This window comes from Novosphingobium mangrovisedimenti (genome assembly GCF_025153475.1).
Taxonomy (GTDB): domain Bacteria; phylum Pseudomonadota; class Alphaproteobacteria; order Sphingomonadales; family Sphingomonadaceae; genus Novosphingobium; species Novosphingobium mangrovi_A.
This window is the reverse complement of the sequence record NZ_JANZXA010000003.1, coordinates 241,901-257,425: the sequence shown is the minus strand read 5'-3', so window position 1 is coordinate 257,425 and position 15,525 is coordinate 241,901. Positions and strand designations below refer to the sequence as shown.

The window sequence follows — 15,525 nt, the reverse complement described above, 5'->3', positions numbered from 1 at the left end:
TAGCGCGCATCGGCGGGGCCGACGAATCCGCTTGTCGCACTGCAGCACGGCCAGGCATCGCCAAGGACCGCCGGGCAGGGTGGCAAGCTCCACAAAGAAGGGGAAATTGCCCACCATGACTCAGGTCGGACAGGATACGCTCGGCACCCGCAGCACCATGACGGTCGGCGGCAAGACCGTCGCCTACTACTCGTTCAAGAAAGCGGCTGAAAAGATCGGCGACGTTTCGCGCCTGCCCTTCTCGATGAAGGTGCTGCTCGAGAACATGCTCCGCTTCGAGGACGGCGGTTTCACCGTTTCCACCGACCACGTGCAGGCGGTTGCCGACTGGCAGAAGAACCCCGTCACCGGCGCGGAAATCCAGTACCGCCCGGCCCGCGTGCTGCTGCAGGACTTCACCGGCGTTCCCTGCGTCGTCGACCTTGCCGCCATGCGTGACGGCATCAAGGCGCTGGGCGGCGATACCAGCAAGATCAACCCGCAGGTTCCCGTGAACCTCGTGATCGACCACTCGGTCATGGTCGACGAGTTCGGCACGCCGGTCGCTTTCCAGCACAACATGGAGATCGAGTACCAGCGCAACATGGAGCGCTACGACTTCCTCAAGTGGGGTTCCAAGTCGCTCGCCAACTTCTACGCGGTCCCCCCGGGCACCGGCATCTGCCACCAGGTGAACCTCGAAAACATCGCCCAGACCGTGTGGACCGACAAGGACCAGAACGGTGAACTGGTCGCCTATCCCGACACCTGCGTCGGCACCGACAGCCACACCACCATGGTCAATGGCCTGGGTGTGCTGGGCTGGGGCGTCGGCGGCATCGAGGCGGAAGCCGCGATGCTCGGCCAGCCGGTCTCGATGCTGATCCCCGAAGTCGTCGGCTTCAAGTTCACCGGCAAGCTCGTGGAAGGCGTCACCGCCACCGACCTCGTGCTGACCTGCACCAACCTGCTGCGCAAGCACGGCGTGGTCGGCAAGTTCGTCGAATACTACGGCGAGGGCCTTGCCACGCTGAGCCTTGCCGACCGCGCGACGCTCGCCAACATGGCTCCGGAATACGGCGCCACCTGCGGCTTCTTCGGCATCGACGACAAGACGCTCGACTACCTGCGCCTCACCGGCCGCGAGGAAGACCAGATCGCGCTGGTCGAAGCCTATGCCAAGGAGCAGGGCTTCTGGATGGACCCGTCGAACCCCGAGCCGGTGTTCTCCTCCACGCTCGAACTCGACCTCTCGACCGTCGTTCCCTCGCTCGCCGGCCCCAAGCGCCCGCAGGACAAGGTCGTCCTCACCCAGGTCGACGACGTGTTCAACAAGGACATGGCCGATCTCTACAAGCGCGAGATCAAGTCGGTTCCGGTTGCCGGCGCCGACTACGAGCTGACCGACGGTGACGTGATGATCGCCGCGATCACCTCGTGCACCAACACCTCGAACCCCTCGGTTCTGGTCGCTGCCGGTCTCGTCGCCAAGAAGGCCGACGAATTCGGCCTCAAGCCCAAGCCCTGGGTCAAGACCTCGCTGGCACCGGGCTCGCAGGTCGTCACCGACTACCTCGAGAAGGCCGGCCTTCAGTCGCACCTCGACAACGTCGGCTTCAACCTCGTCGGCTACGGCTGCACCACCTGCATCGGCAACTCGGGCCCGCTCGCGGAGCCGCTGTCGAAGGCGATCAACGAGAACGACCTGGTCGCCTCGGCGGTCATCTCGGGCAACCGCAACTTCGAAGGCCGCGTCTCGCCCGACGTGCGCGCCAACTTCCTGGCATCGCCGCCGCTGGTCGTCGCCTACGCGCTGAAGGGCACCGTGGTGGAAGACTTCACCACCACCCCGATCGGCAAGAGCAAGGACGGCCAGGACGTGTTCCTCAAGGACATCTGGCCGACCAACGAGGAAGTGTCCTCGACCATGAACGCCTGCGTCGACCGCGCGATGTTCCAGGCCCGCTATGCCGACGTCTACAAGGGCGACGAGCACTGGCAGGCAATCAACGTCGTCGGCTCCGACACCTACCAGTGGCGCGCCGGTTCGACCTACGTCGCCAATCCGCCCTACTTCGACGGCATGGAAATGACCCCGGCTCCGGTGTCCGACATCATCGAGGCCAAGCCGCTGCTGATCCTGGGCGATTCGGTCACCACCGACCACATCAGCCCGGCCGGCTCGATCAAGGCCGACAGCCCGGCGGGCCAGTGGCTGATGGAGCATCAGGTCGCCAAGGCGGACTTCAACTCCTACGGCTCGCGCCGTGGCCACCACGAAGTGATGATGCGCGGCACCTTCGCCAACATCCGCATCAAGAACGAGATGGTCCCCGGCACCGAAGGCGGCTTCTCCAGCTTCGGCGGCGAGACCATGCCGGTCTACGACGTGGCGGTGAAGTACAAGGAACAGGGCACCCCGCTGGTGGTCGTGGCCGGCAAGGAATACGGCACCGGCTCCAGCCGTGACTGGGCGGCCAAGGGCACCAACCTGCTGGGCGTTCGCGCCGTGATCGTAGAAAGCTTCGAGCGCATCCACCGCTCGAACCTCGTCGGCATGGGCGTGCTGCCGCTGCAGTTCAAGGACGGCGATACCCGCCAGAGCCTGGGCCTCGACGGCGATTGCGCCTTCACCATCAAGGGCGTGGCCGATCTCAAGCCGCGTCAGGATGTCGAAGTCGAAGTGACCAAGGGTGACGGCTCGACGTTCACCTTCACCGCACTGTGCCGCATCGATACCGCCAACGAAGTCGAGTACTTCATGAACGGCGGCATCCTGCAGTACGTGCTGCGCAAGCTGGCCGCGTAAGCCGCTCCAGCCTGACGGTCTGAAAAGCCCCGTCCCGCCTCGCGCGGGGCGGGGTTTTTCGTTATCGGAAGTCCCCGCCTCCGCGGTAGCTCAGCGCTTCACCTTCTCGAACAGCTCGACCAGTTCGCTGAACTTCTGGCGTTGCTCAGCCGCGTCGCCCGAATGGATCGCCTCGGCCACGCAGCAGGCGGCATGGTCCTTGAGAACCGCGCTCTCGACCTTGCCGAGCGCCGATTTCACCGCCTGGATCTGGTGCAGGATGTCGATGCAGTAGCGCTGGTCCTCGACCATCTGCGCCAGCCCGCGCACCTGCCCCTCGATCCGGCGCAGCCGGTTCACCGTCGCCTTGCGCGATTCCTCGCTCATGATTGCTCCTTGAAATACCCTATAGGGGTATATTATGCACGCAGTAGCAGGATCGTTTCAAGCAGGTGAATCGTGGAACTGGACAGGCGCGGCATTCTCGGCGGATTGGCCCTTGCGGGAACGGCCTTCGCCGTGCCCCGCTGGGCGCAGGGCGCAAGCCTGCACGACAGCGCCATACGCCCCGGCTTCGACGAGGTCGGCGGCGCCGTGATCGACCTGACCATCGGACGGGGCCCCAGCATCGTGCAGGGCCGGCGCGGCCACGCCACCGCCGTCAACGGAACCGTGCCGGGGCCGCTGGTGCGGCTTCGCGAAGGCCAGACCGCGACGCTCAACATCCGCAATACGCTCGATGCCGAAACCTCTATCCACTGGCACGGGCTGCTGGTGCCCTTCCAGATGGACGGCGTGCCCGGCGTGAGTTTCCCCGGCATCCCGGCCGGCGGCCATTTCACCGCGACCTTCCCGGTCCGGCAGGCGGGCACCTACTGGTGGCACAGCCATTCGGGGCTGCAGGAGCAGACCGGCCACTACGGCCCCCTGGTGATCGATCCTGCCGGCACCGATCCGGTCGCGGCCGATCGCGACTACGTGCTGCTGCTCAGCGAGTTCACGCCGATGCATCCGCACACGATCTTCGAGAAGCTCAAGAAGGGCGAGCACTACTTCAACTACCAGGTCCCAACCTGGACCGACCGCTACCCGCTGACCGGCGCGCAGCGGCGGATGTGGGCGCGGATGCGGATGATGCCCACCGACATCTCGGACGTCACCGGCTCCACCTATACCTATCTCGCCAACGGGCGCGGGCCGCTGGAGGGCATGGAATACCTGTTCCAGCCCGGCGAGCGGATACGCCTGCGCATCATCAACGGATCGGCGATGACGTTCTTCAACCTGCGCATTCCGGGCCTGCCGATGACGGTGGTCGCGGCGGACGGGCAGAACGTGCGGCCGGTCGAGGTCGACGAATTCCAGATCGGCGTGGCCGAAACCTACGACGTGATCGTCGAGCCCGGCCAGAGCCCCGCCTACAGCATCGTGGCCGAGGCGATGGATCGCTCGGGCATGGCGCTGGCCACGCTCGCCTCGCACCCCGGCGCGCGGGCGACCGTGCCACCGCTGCGCGATCCGCCGCTGCTGACGATGGCCGACATGGGCATGAACCATGGGGGCATGAACCATGGGGGCATGAACCACGGTGCAATGGACCACGACGGCATGGCCATGGACTCCCCGTCCGAAGGCGCCATGAAGATGGATGAGGGCGGCGGCATGGACATGTCCGGCATGTCCATGCGCGACACGTCTCTGCTCCCGCCCGACGTAAGCGTCGGGCCGGGCATCGACATGGTCTCGATGAGCCCGGTGGACCGCATGGGCGATCCGGGCATCGGCCTCGACAAGGTCGCCCACCGCACGCTCGACTACCGCAAGCTCGTCGCGCTGGAGCCCAATCCCGACACCCGCGTGCCCTCGCGCCTGCTCGAACTGCACCTGACGGGCAACATGGAGCGCTACATGTGGTCGTTCGACGGGAAGAAATTCTCGGCGGTAAGCGACGAGCCGATCCGTTTCGCCAACAACGAGCGGGTCCGCGTGCGGCTCGTCAACGACACCATGATGGCCCACCCGATCCACCTGCACGGGCACTTCTTCGAACTGGTGAACGGGGCCGGGGGAACGCACCGGCCGCGCAAGCACACGGTGATCGTCCAGCCCGGCGGCAGCGCGCAGTTCGACCTCACCGCAAACGAACCGGGCGACTGGGCCTTTCACTGCCACCTGCTCTACCACATGCACGCGGGGATGTTCCAGATCGTCACCGTGGTGCCCCCGGCGGAGGACGCGGCATGAAGATCCTGCTCGCCCTTCCCGCTCTCGTGCTGGCGCAGCCCGCATGGGCCCAGCACACCGGGCACGACATGCCGATGGCCGAACCGGCATCGGCGCCCGGGGCACAGGCGGAGGACCAGCCACACCACCACGAAACCGCAACGCCGGCCAGCGATCCCCACGCCGGCCACGCCATGCCCCACACGATGACGATGCCGATGCCGGCCGCCGGAACATCCGCACCGTCGAGCGAGACCGCGCCGCCGCCCGAAGCCGGCAGCGGCCCCGCGCGCGCGGCGGACGCGATCTGGGGCGCCGATGCGATGAAGGCCTCCCGCGCGGCGCTGGCCCGCGGAATGGGCGCCATGATGCTCTCGAAAGCGATGGTGGACCGCCTCGAATACCGCGCGCACAAGGGCACCGATGGCTACCTGTGGGACGCGCAGGGCTGGTACGGCGGCGACGTCGACAAGCTCTGGATCAAGAGCGAGGGCGAAGGCGCCTTCGGCGGGAAGCCCGAACAGGCCGAAGGGCAGGCGCTATGGAGCCATGCGATCGGACCGTGGTTCGACCTGCAGGCCGGCGTCCGGCACGATTTCGCCGGGCCCGACCGGACCCACGCGGTCATCGGCATACAGGGCCTCGCCCCCTACCGCTTCGAAATCGACGCCGCCGCCTTCGTCTCGAACAAGGGCGACGTCACCGCCCGGATCGAGGCGGAGCTGGACCAGCGCGTGACGCAGCGCCTGATCCTGCAGCCGCGTGCCGAAGTCACTCTCTCCGCGCAGGACATTCCCGAACTGGGCGTGGGCTCAGGCCTCGACAAGGCCGAACTGGGCCTGCGCCTGCGCTACGAGATCGCCCGCGAGTTCGCGCCTTACATCGGCGTGGAACACGAATGGCGCGCGGGCGGCAGCGCGGACTACGCAAGGGCCGCGGGCGACAGCACAAGCCGGACCAGCCTCGTGGCCGGGATCAGGATGTGGTTCTAGAAAGCCGGGCGCGCTCCGGATGGGCCATCTGTCCACCATTTCGAGTTTGCCGCTGATAGCGGACTGACCGGATACACCGACTTACCAGACATAGAGGCCGCTGCTAAACTGCTCGCATGTTGGAGATAGACCTCGACGCAATAGGATGGCAGCAGCCCGCTGACTTCTACAATGCCCTTCTGGCCAACTTGGGGGCTCCCTCATGGCACGGGCACAATCTGGATGCACTTGATGACAGTGTTTTTGGAGGCGACATCAATGAAGTCGAACCGCCCTTCCGAATAGTCGTTCATCACGCTGGAAACGTCGACGAGGAATTGCGGGCATTCCTGCGAGAGGTTCAGGCCCTTTTTGGCGAGGGTCGAAAGGCGACTACACGAGAGGCGTACATTGATCTGGCCTGACGTCCGCTCTCCCCGACATTTCTGCCATCGAGACCCTGGCTCACCCTCACCGCAAGCAGCCATGGCCGCATTTCAAGATTCAAATGTCAAAGCAGGCTGCCGTCAGCAATCCAGCCTTCACCGGGATGACGGGCCGGGTGGATGACACTCCCCGACGTTCGCTCCCGGCTTATATTTCGATATTTCTCGAATTATGGATTGACAGCCAGAAGGCCGCAGCTATGCAGGTGTCCTCACGAAAGGGGCAGGCATGACGGCATCACCTCAGGACTGGGCAGTCGGCGCGCTGCAGGCATTGGCGCACGACACGCGGCTGTCGGTCTTCCGCATGCTCGTGCAAGCCGGCGCGGATGGGCTGATGGCGGGCGAGATCGCGCAGAAGCTCTCCGTTCCGCCTTCGACCCTGTCGCACCACCTCGCCAATCTCGAACGCGCTGGGCTGGCCACGTCTGAGCGCGAGAGCCGCGTCATCCGCTATCGCGCCGACTTTGGCGGGATGCGCCGCCTTCTGGCCTTCCTGATGGAGGATTGCTGCCAGGGCGATCCGCTCGTCTGCGCGGACATCCTCGAAATCACGGCCTGCAGGCCCTGAAACGATTTTCCGCACCGCGAAAGGGCGCGCGCCAAGGTGAAGGACTGGGAATGAGCACCGACATCGTCATCTATCACAATCCCGAATGCGGCACCTCGCGCAACGCGCTCGCCATGATCCGCAACGCCGGGATCGAACCGCACGTGATCGAATATCTCAAGACGCCGCCCGCGCGCGCCCAGCTCGAAAGCCTGATCGCGCGAGCGAGGATCACCCCGCGCGCGCTCCTGCGCGAAAAGGGTACGCCTTACGCCGAACTCGGGCTGGACGATCCCGCGCTGACCGACGCGCAGCTGATCGATGCGATGATGGCGCATCCGATCCTGATCAACCGGCCGCTGGTCGTCTCGCCGCTGGGCGTGAAGCTGTGCCGCCCGTCCGAGGAAGTGCTCGACCTGATCCCGGCCGAGCAGCGCGGCGCCTTCGCCAAGGAAGATGGCGAGGCGGTGGTCGATGCCGCTGGCCAGCGTATCGGCTGACGCAGAAAAGGCAGGAAACACCATGTCGCAGCAATCGGCCGCATCCGGCCATGCCGCCTCGCCGCTGGGCGTGTTCGAGCGCTATCTCTCGCTCTGGGTGCTGCTGGCGATCCTTGCCGGGATCGCGCTCGGCCTGGCCGCGCCCGGTTCGGTCGGCGTGCTGGCGAGCCTCGAATATGCCTCGGTCAATCTGGTCGTGGCGGTGCTGATCTGGGCGATGATCTACCCGATGATGGTGGGCGTCGATTTCGCCAGCGTGCGCGACATCGGCCGCAGGCCCAAGGGGCTGGTCATCACCCTGGTGGTGAACTGGCTGGTCAAGCCCTTCACCATGGCCGCGCTGGCGGTGCTGTTCTTCGGCCATCTCTATGCCGGCTTCATGGCGCCGGGCGAGGCCGATCAGTACATCGCCGGGCTGATCCTGCTGGGCGCCGCTCCCTGCACCGCGATGGTCTTCGTCTGGTCGCAGCTGACCCGGGGCGATCCGGCCTATACGCTGGTGCAGGTTTCGGTGAACGATCTGGTGATGATCGTCGCCTTCGCGCCCATCGTCGCGCTGCTGCTCGGCGTGACCGACATCGTCGTGCCGTGGGAAACGCTGCTGCTGTCGGTCGCGCTCTATGTCGTGATCCCGCTGGTGGCGGGGGCCTTCACCCGGCGGCGCGTGATCGCCCGCCACGGCGGCGATGAAACCTCGGTCGATGCCTTCACCGCCCGGCTCAAGCCGTGGTCGATCATCGGCCTGCTGGCGACGGTGGTGCTGCTCTTCGCCTTTCAGGCAGGCACCATCGTGTCGAACCCGCTGCTGATCGTGCTGATCGCGATTCCGATCGTGATCCAGTCCTACGGCATCTTCGCCGTGGCCTATGCCGCGGCAAAGGCGTGGAAGGTTCCGCACAATATCGCCGCGCCCTGCGCGCTGATCGGCACCTCCAATTTCTTCGAACTGGCCGTTGCGGTCGCCATCGGCCTGTTCGGCCTTTCGAGCGGCGCGGCGCTGGCCACCGTGGTGGGCGTGCTGGTGGAAGTGCCGGTCATGCTCTCGCTGGTCGCCTTTGCCAATCGCACCCGCGCCAGCTTCCCCGCGGCCTGACGCCCCTCTGCCGAACGAAAGCCCGTCGATGTCCCGCCTGCGCGCCCTTGCCGACCCCGATCACCTGCCGGCCCTGCGGCCCGAATATGTCCATCGCCGCCCGGCGCTGGGCCTGGGCGAAAGCGACCCGCCGCCGCGCATCCTGCTGCTCTACGGTTCGCTTCGGGAGCGGTCCTATTCGCGGCTGGCGGTCGAAGAGGCCGCACGCCTGCTGCAGCTCTTCGGCTGCGAAACCCGCATTTTCGACCCTTGCGACCTGCCCCTGCCCGATCAGGTTGCGGGCGACGATCATCCCGCCGTCCACGAGCTGCGCGAACATTCGCTCTGGTCCGAGGGGCAGGTCTGGTGCAGCCCCGAGCGGCACGGCCAGATCACCGGCATCATGAAGATGCAGATCGATCACCTGCCGCTGGCCTACAAGGGGCTGCGCCCGACGCAGGGACGCACGCTGGCGGTGATGCAGGTCTCGGCCGGCTCGCAGAGCTTCAACACGGTCAACACGCTGCGCCAGCTCGGCCGCTGGATGCGCATGTTCACCATCCCCAACCAGTCCTCGGTCGCCAGGGCCTATGAGGAATTCGACGATGCCGGACGGATGAAACCGTCGAGCTACTATGACCGGATCGTCGATGTCATGGAGGAGCTGGTGCGCCTCACCGTCCTGCTGCGCCCGCACACCGCGCAACTGGTGGACCGCTATTCGGAGCGCAAGGACCGGGACGAACCCGTCGATACCCCCGCGGACGCGGCCGGCATCGCGAAAGGCTGAGGAACGGGTTTTCCTACGCGCGGCGCACCTGTCACACTGCGTGCGGCTTTCCTCCGGCCGCGCTCCTTGAACCGTTGATCCCCATGCGCCGCCGCAACTTCACCGATGTGAAGTTCGCGCGCGGACAACGCATTGCAGAACAAGGATTTCCTGAAAACTCGCCACAGCCCGAGTGGGCAAACTTCGTGAAATACCCGCACGGTCCCTTCCGGCTTGCCGCACTTTCCACAGCTGCGGCTTTGCCCGAATCCCCGCCCCCGGCTATCAGCGCCGCCAACCGATTCACCACCTTCCGACCGGAGCACATACCCCATGGCCGAAACCACCGACGATCGCCTGCGCCTTCTCATCGAGCGCGTGGAGCGCCTTGAGGAAGAGAAGAAGGGCATCTCGGACGACATCCGCGACGTCTACAACGAGGCCAAGGCGGTCGGCTATGACGTCAAGATCATGCGCCAGATCGTGCGCCTGCGGAAGATGAAGCCCGACGACCGCCGCGAAATGGACATGATTCTCGACACCTACAAGGCAGCGCTCGGCATCGACTGATCGCGCTGCGGGTGACCTCGCTTCCGGCTTGCGCTAGAAACCGGGCCGGAAACGAGGAGAGCCTGCCATGATCGTCACCACCACCCCAGGCGTCGAAGGCCGCCCGGTCCGCGAATACAAGGGCATCGTCACCGGAGAGGTGATCGTCGGCGCCAATATCTTCCGCGACCTGTTCGCCTCGATCACCGACATCGTCGGCGGCCGTTCGGGCAAGTACGAACAGGTGCTCCAGCGCGCCCGCGAGGAAGCACTGGCCGAAGTGGAAGCCGAGGCCGCCAGGCGCGGCGCCAATGCCGTGATCGGCGTCGACCTCGACTACGAAGTGCTCGGCCAGGGCGGCTCGATGCTGATGGTGAGCTGCTCGGGCACCGCCGTCGTCGTCTAGGCCCGGGGCGGTTGCCCTCGGCCCGGTCCGTGTTGTAAGGGCGCGCGACCCTATTTCCAACGGACTCGCCCCGGCATTGCTGCTCACCGGCACTGTACAGGCGGCGGGCAGACAACGAGCGGACCCCATGGCAGGCCATTCCAAATTCAAGAACATCATGCACCGCAAGGGTGCGCAGGACAAAAAGCGCTCGGCACAGTTCAGCAAGCTCTCGCGCGAAATCACCGTCGCGGCCAAGATGGGCATGCCCGATCCGGACATGAACCCGCGCCTGCGCGCCGCGGTCAACGCCGCCAAGGCGCAGTCGATGCCCAAGGACAACATCCAGCGCGCCATCGACAAGGCGACCAAGGGCGATTCCGAGAACTACGAGGAAGTGCGCTACGAGGGCTATGGCCCGGGCGGCGTGGCCATCATCGTCGAGGCGCTGACCGACAACCGCAACCGCACCGCCACCAACGTGCGCACTGCCTTTGCCAAGAACGGCGGCAACCTCGGTTCGTCGGGCGCGGTGAGCCACGGCTTCGAACGCCTTGGCCTGATCGAGTACCCCGGCAGCGCGGGCGATGAGGAGAAAGTCCTCGAAGCCGCGATCGAGGCCGGCGCCGACGACGTCGAAAGCGACGACGAGAGCCACGCGATCTGGACCCAGGTCGAGAACCTGCACGAAGTGGCAAGCGAACTCGAAAAGGTGCTGGGCGAGGCCGAAGGCGTGAAGCTGGCCTGGCGCCCGAGCCTGAAGGTCGATGTCGACGAAGGCACCGCCAGCACCCTGCTCAAGCTGGTCGACACGCTCGACGACGACGACGACGTGCAGACCGTCTGGGGCAACTACGAGATCTCGGACGAGGTCATGGAGAAGCTGGGCTAAGCCCGGCCCATGATCATCATCGGCCTCGACCCCGGCCTCACCTGCACCGGCTGGGGCGTGGTCGCCAAGAGCGGCAGCCGCCTCAGCCATGTGGCCAACGGGCAGATCCGCACCGATGCCAAGGCGTGCATGGCCGAGCGACTGGTCGAACTCGACGCGGCGCTGACCGACGTGATCCTCCACCACCGTCCCGACGCCGGCGCGGTGGAGGAAGTCTTCGTCAACGTGAACCCGCAGTCGACGCTCAAGCTCGGCCAGGCACGCGGCGTCGCCATGCTCAGCATCGCCCGGGCCGGCCTGCCCGTGGCGGAATATCCGACCAAGGTCGTCAAGAAAGCGCTGGTCGGCACCGGCGGCGCCGACAAGAAGCAGATCCAGGCCATGCTCAAGGTCCTGCTGCCCGGCGTGAAACTGGCCGGCGAGGATGCTTCAGACGCGCTGGCCGTGGCAATCACCCACGCCAACATGCTGGGCAGTCACCGCTGACCGCCTAGAGCCCGGCGCGGGCGATCATCTGCTGATAGCTGTACCGCGGATCAGGCCGGCACTGCCCCTCTCGCTCGAAGAGACAAGGGAAGTCGCGACCCTCTGCACAGGCGATCCGGTGGTATCCCGCCGGCACTTGCGCATCGCGCCGCAGCAGCAGGGCATTGGCGGATGTCACGACCCCGAACGGCAGCGATGCCTTACCGTCCATCACGCCTTCGGGAATGAGCGCCAGCGGCTTCGGATTCGCCAGAAGCGCTGTCACCACGTGGCTCTTGTATTCGAACGGCACGGCCACGCCGCAAATCGCCGGATCACGCGCGGCGCTGTCTGCCATCTGCGCGACCGCCCCGCCGCCACGATAGGCGCCCGCACCGCCCGTCACATGCGACGACCACGCGGATGCCATCGCCCAGGCACCGCATATGACCAGCACTGCAGGAAGCGTTAGCGGGCCCGCCGAACCCCGGCGCGCCGCATAATATTCCGCGATCCGCACCGACGCCAACGCCGCCAGGACCAGCAGGCTCAGAACGGTCAGCCAGACGAAACGGTATTCCTTGTGCGCGATCAGGCTGTGCACCAGCAGGTTGGCCAGAGCCGCCAGCAACAGCGGCCGATAGCGCGCACCGGCAAAGAGCGCGCCCAGACCAATCGGCAGGGCAAAGGGGAACAAGTGGCGGACAAGCATCTGCAGGTAGGCATCCGCCGGCAAAGTGCCGAAACGCGCAGCAATGCCATCGCCAAGGTTCATCTTCACCGTCACCACGGCCCACGAGAACGGGACCAGTCCGCCGGCCAGATCGCTCAGCGCCCCCAATGCCAGCGCGCACAGCCCGCCAAGGACGACCGGCCCCCAGCGCTGCCAATCGAGGCGCAAGGCGGCGATCACCAGAACCCCGGCGAACACCGCATATTGCAACCGCACCAGCACGGCGAAACCGATCAACAGACCGGCAATAGCCAAGCGCCGCCGGGATGACCTCGAATCGAGCAACAGTGCCGCCCCCCCGAGCATCAGCGCCGCGCCAAGGCTTTCGGAGAGCATGAACTCGCTGAACAGCACGCTCTCCCACCAGACCGCCACGACCGTGAGCGCGACCAGCCCCGCTGCCCGCGAATGAAGCACGCCCAGCTTCCATGCCCCGGGAAGCGCGATCAGGGTAAGCGCCAGAAACCAGGCCCGCACCAGCCCGACATGCAGCAGCGTGCCGGGCGCCAGCCAATGGCCAAGTGCTGCAGCGGGAACGAGGAGCTGCGGGATCAGGGCATTGCGCAAGCCCTCCCGGCTTTCCCAGGGCACTATGCCATGTCCGGTAACAAGCCGGTTGGCCTGCTCCAGATACTGCATCAGCTCGTCCGAATAACCGATGTCGTAAAGCGAAAAGCCGGCGACGCGCAGGATCAGCCCGGCCAACACAGCCGCAACGACGGCCGCGATCCAACCCCTCGTCAGGCGCTCACGAACCCGTTTCGGCGAAACCCCGTGCATGGCAACATACTAGAGGCCGCAAGCATCGCTGTCACTTTCGCTCGGGCTCACGCCAGTGGACGAGGCGCGTTTGGCCCCTTTTGCCCGACTCCCGCCTGTGCCATAGAACAAACCATGATCGCAAAGCTGACCGGCACTCTCGACGATTTCGGCGCCGATTGGGCGGTAATCGATGTTTCGGGCGTCGGCTACCTCGTCCACTGTTCGGCCCGCACGTTGGATACGATGGGCGTGCGTGGAGACCGGGCAACGATCTTCACCGAAATGCAGGTGTCCGAAAACGACGTGCGCCTGATCGGCTTTGCCAGCGGCGCCGAGCGCGACTGGTTTCGGCTGCTCACGGCCGTGCAGGGCGTCGGCTCCAAGGTGGCGCTCGCCATCCTCTCGGCGCTCACGACCGAGGAACTGCAGCGTGCCTGCGCCGGCGGCGATGCGGCCATGGTCGCGCGTGCAAACGGCGTGGGGCCCAAGCTCGCAGGGCGCATCGTCAACGAATTGAAGGACAAGGCCGGCGGCATGGCAACCGTGCCGGCCACACCGGGAAGCGCTCCGGCAGCCGCTCCGGGCAAGGCAAGCGCCGACGCCGTCTCTGCCCTCCAGAACCTCGGCTTCAAACCCGCGATCGCCAGCGCCGCCGTCGCCCATGCAATCGACGAACTGGGCGAGGATGCAGGCTTGAACGACCTTGTGCGCGTGGCGCTCAAGAAGGCAGCCGGATAGCAGGGAGCAAGAAACGATGCGCACCATCACCAAGGCCATTCTCGCGGCAACCATCCTGTCGGGAACACCGGCACTGGCACAGGACATGCCCGCCTTCACCGCCGGCCCGGTCTTCACCGACTATGGCAAGGTGGCGAAAATCGACAGCGATCTGCCGATCCCGGCCGACACGCAGTTAAAGGTTATCTTCGACGCCAAGAACGGCGCCGGACCGGACGAGGTCGTTCGCACATTCAATTCGGTGGCGCGTTTCATCAACATGAACGTGGCGGCCGGCGTGCCGGAAGAGAACATCCACGTCGTGCTTGTCGTTCACGGCAAGGCGACATGGAACCTGACCAACGCGGCCACCTATGCCCGGCATGATCCCGACAACGCCAATGCCAGCGCGCCACTGGTCGAACAGCTGCTGGCCCACGGCGTCACCATCTATCTGTGCGGGCAGAGCGCTGAAGCCAACGGCATTGCCAAGAGCGACCTTTTGCCCGGCGTGAAGCTGTCGCTTTCCGCGATGAACGCCTTTGCGCAGCTCCAGCAGCAGGGCTACGTCCTCATCCCGTGACCGACAACCCCATCCTCTCCTCCTCGCGCCAGGCCGAAGACGCCGATGCGGCGCTGCGTCCCAAGACACTCTCCGAATTCGTCGGGCAGGCGGGCGCCAAGGACAACCTGCAGGTGTTCATCGAATCCGCCAAGTCACGGCGCGAGGCGATGGACCACGTACTGTTCTTCGGGCCTCCGGGCCTTGGCAAGACGACACTGGCGCAGATCGTCGCGCGCGAGCTGGGCGTGGGCTTTCGCGCCACTTCGGGCCCGGTAATCGCCAAGGCCGGCGATCTGGCCGCGCTGCTCACCAATCTCGAACATGGCGACGTGCTGTTCATCGACGAGATCCATCGCCTCAATCCCGTTGTCGAGGAAGTGCTCTACCCGGCGATGGAGGACCGCGCGCTCGACCTCATCATCGGCGAAGGCCCTTCGGCGCGTTCGGTACGGATCGACCTGCCGCCCTTCACCCTGATCGGGGCGACCACCCGGCAGGGCCTGCTGCAGACGCCGTTGCGCGACCGCTTCGGCATTCCGGTGCGACTGCAGTTCTACACGGTGCCCGAGCTGGAACATGTCGTCACGCGCGGCGCGAACCTGCTGGGCATCGGCATCGACAAGGATGGCGCGACCGAGATCGCCCGCCGTTCGCGCGGCACCCCGCGTGTTGCGGGGCGGCTGATGCGGCGCGTGCGCGACTTCGCCCATGTCCGCGGCAGCGACGTGATCACGCGGGAGATTGCCGACGATTCACTCACCCGCCTGGAAGTCGATTCAATCGGCCTCGATGCGCAGGACCGCCGCTACCTGCGAATGATCGCCGACATCTACAAAGGCGGCCCGGTCGGCGTCGAAACCCTCGCGGCGGGGCTGTCCGAACCGCGCGACACCATCGAGGAAGTGATCGAACCCTACCTGATCCAGCTGGGCCTCGTGGCCCGCACCGCACGCGGACGGTGCCTCAACGAACGGGGCTGGAAGCACCTCGGGCTGTCGCCCCCTACCGGATCGCCGATGGCATCGGACGGCGATCTGTTCGATTCGAAAAAGCCGGACGAACAAGCCTGACAATGGCGGAACCGGGCCGCCGGGGTTCACGAACAACCTCAAAGCGGTCCCGTTTTGGTACAGCCAGCCGGTAAGGGCTGTCAGTTAAC

The 15,525-nt window shown here is 65.9% G+C and carries 17 protein-coding genes; 15 read left to right on the top strand and 2 right to left on the bottom strand.

The window, feature by feature from the left end; translation table 11 throughout:
• Window positions 1-115 precede the first annotated feature (115 nt).
• Window positions 116-2,788 (top strand): aconitate hydratase AcnA, encoded by a 2,673-nt coding sequence (gene acnA / locus NZK81_RS06920; RefSeq protein ID WP_260045229.1) that lies wholly within the window; start codon window positions 116-118, stop codon window positions 2,786-2,788.
• 90 nt (window positions 2,789-2,878) lie between these two features.
• On the opposite strand, the gene NZK81_RS06915 is transcribed toward acnA, so the two are convergent.
• Window positions 2,879-3,154: a metal-sensitive transcriptional regulator gene (locus NZK81_RS06915; protein ID WP_260045228.1), complete on the bottom strand. Its 276-nt coding sequence runs from the start codon at window positions 3,152-3,154 to the stop codon at window positions 2,879-2,881.
• A 69-nt stretch (window positions 3,155-3,223) separates the two neighbouring features.
• Here NZK81_RS06915 and NZK81_RS06910 point away from each other — a divergent pair, with 69 nt between their 5' ends.
• The 11 genes from NZK81_RS06910 to ruvC all read left to right on the top strand — a co-directional run bounded on the left by NZK81_RS06910 (window position 3,224) and on the right by ruvC (window position 11,610).
• Window positions 3,224-5,011, top strand: coding sequence for a copper resistance system multicopper oxidase (locus NZK81_RS06910; RefSeq protein ID WP_260045347.1), 1,788 nt, complete (start codon window positions 3,224-3,226; stop codon window positions 5,009-5,011).
• On the top strand, window positions 5,008-5,982 hold the full coding sequence (locus NZK81_RS06905; protein ID WP_260045227.1) for a copper resistance protein B: 975 nt from the start codon (window positions 5,008-5,010) through the stop codon (window positions 5,980-5,982). The genes NZK81_RS06910 and NZK81_RS06905 overlap by 4 nt, the downstream gene beginning before the upstream one ends.
• Window positions 5,983-6,098: 116 nt before the next feature.
• Complete coding sequence (locus NZK81_RS21730) at window positions 6,099-6,386, top strand: barstar family protein (protein WP_419181660.1); 288 nt, start codon at window positions 6,099-6,101, stop codon at window positions 6,384-6,386.
• Window positions 6,387-6,636: 250 nt separating this feature from the next.
• Window positions 6,637-6,978 carry an ArsR/SmtB family transcription factor gene (locus NZK81_RS06900; protein ID WP_260045225.1) on the top strand — a complete coding sequence of 114 codons (342 nt, stop codon included), beginning with the start codon at window positions 6,637-6,639 and terminating at the stop codon, window positions 6,976-6,978.
• A gap of 50 nt (window positions 6,979-7,028) precedes the next feature.
• The gene (gene arsC / locus NZK81_RS06895; protein ID WP_260045224.1) at window positions 7,029-7,457 is read left to right on the top strand and encodes an arsenate reductase (glutaredoxin); all 429 of its coding nucleotides are present in this window, start codon (window positions 7,029-7,031) and stop codon (window positions 7,455-7,457) included.
• Window positions 7,458-7,479: 22 nt separating this feature from the next.
• The gene (arsB, locus tag NZK81_RS06890; RefSeq protein ID WP_260045223.1) at window positions 7,480-8,550 is read left to right on the top strand and encodes an ACR3 family arsenite efflux transporter; all 1,071 of its coding nucleotides are present in this window, start codon (window positions 7,480-7,482) and stop codon (window positions 8,548-8,550) included.
• Between the two features lie 28 nt (window positions 8,551-8,578).
• The gene (gene arsH / locus NZK81_RS06885) at window positions 8,579-9,319 is read left to right on the top strand and encodes an arsenical resistance protein ArsH (RefSeq protein ID WP_260045222.1); all 741 of its coding nucleotides are present in this window, start codon (window positions 8,579-8,581) and stop codon (window positions 9,317-9,319) included.
• A 312-nt stretch (window positions 9,320-9,631) separates the two neighbouring features.
• The gene (locus NZK81_RS06880; protein ID WP_007012906.1) at window positions 9,632-9,868 is read left to right on the top strand and encodes a DUF2312 domain-containing protein; all 237 of its coding nucleotides are present in this window, start codon (window positions 9,632-9,634) and stop codon (window positions 9,866-9,868) included.
• Window positions 9,869-9,935: 67 nt separating this feature from the next.
• The gene (locus tag NZK81_RS06875) at window positions 9,936-10,253 is read left to right on the top strand and encodes a heavy metal-binding domain-containing protein (RefSeq protein ID WP_260045215.1); all 318 of its coding nucleotides are present in this window, start codon (window positions 9,936-9,938) and stop codon (window positions 10,251-10,253) included.
• Window positions 10,254-10,380: 127 nt separating this feature from the next.
• A complete protein-coding gene (locus tag NZK81_RS06870; protein ID WP_260045213.1) occupies window positions 10,381-11,124 on the top strand; it encodes a YebC/PmpR family DNA-binding transcriptional regulator in 744 nt (247 codons plus the stop codon).
• A gap of 9 nt (window positions 11,125-11,133) precedes the next feature.
• Entirely contained in the window at window positions 11,134-11,610 is a 477-nt protein-coding gene (ruvC, locus tag NZK81_RS06865) for a crossover junction endodeoxyribonuclease RuvC (protein ID WP_260045210.1), read from the top strand.
• Window positions 11,611-11,614: 4 nt separating this feature from the next.
• Here the strand turns inward: ruvC and NZK81_RS06860 are convergent, their stop codons facing one another.
• Window positions 11,615-13,030 carry a glycosyltransferase family protein gene (locus NZK81_RS06860; RefSeq protein WP_260045345.1) on the bottom strand — a complete coding sequence of 472 codons (1,416 nt, stop codon included), beginning with the start codon at window positions 13,028-13,030 and terminating at the stop codon, window positions 11,615-11,617.
• 186 nt (window positions 13,031-13,216) lie between these two features.
• Here NZK81_RS06860 and ruvA point away from each other — a divergent pair, with 186 nt between their 5' ends.
• From ruvA to ruvB, 3 genes are read left to right on the top strand one after another with little or no spacing between them, the layout of a single operon-like run.
• Window positions 13,217-13,822, top strand: a complete 606-nt coding sequence (ruvA, locus tag NZK81_RS06855) for a Holliday junction branch migration protein RuvA (protein ID WP_260045208.1) — start codon at window positions 13,217-13,219, stop codon at window positions 13,820-13,822.
• 16 nt (window positions 13,823-13,838) lie between these two features.
• On the top strand, window positions 13,839-14,384 hold the full coding sequence (locus tag NZK81_RS06850) for a DsrE family protein (RefSeq protein WP_260045207.1): 546 nt from the start codon (window positions 13,839-13,841) through the stop codon (window positions 14,382-14,384).
• Window positions 14,381-15,436: a Holliday junction branch migration DNA helicase RuvB gene (gene ruvB, locus NZK81_RS06845; protein ID WP_260045205.1), complete on the top strand. Its 1,056-nt coding sequence runs from the start codon at window positions 14,381-14,383 to the stop codon at window positions 15,434-15,436. Before NZK81_RS06850 ends, ruvB begins: the two co-directional genes overlap by 4 nt.
• Window positions 15,437-15,525 lie beyond the last annotated feature (89 nt).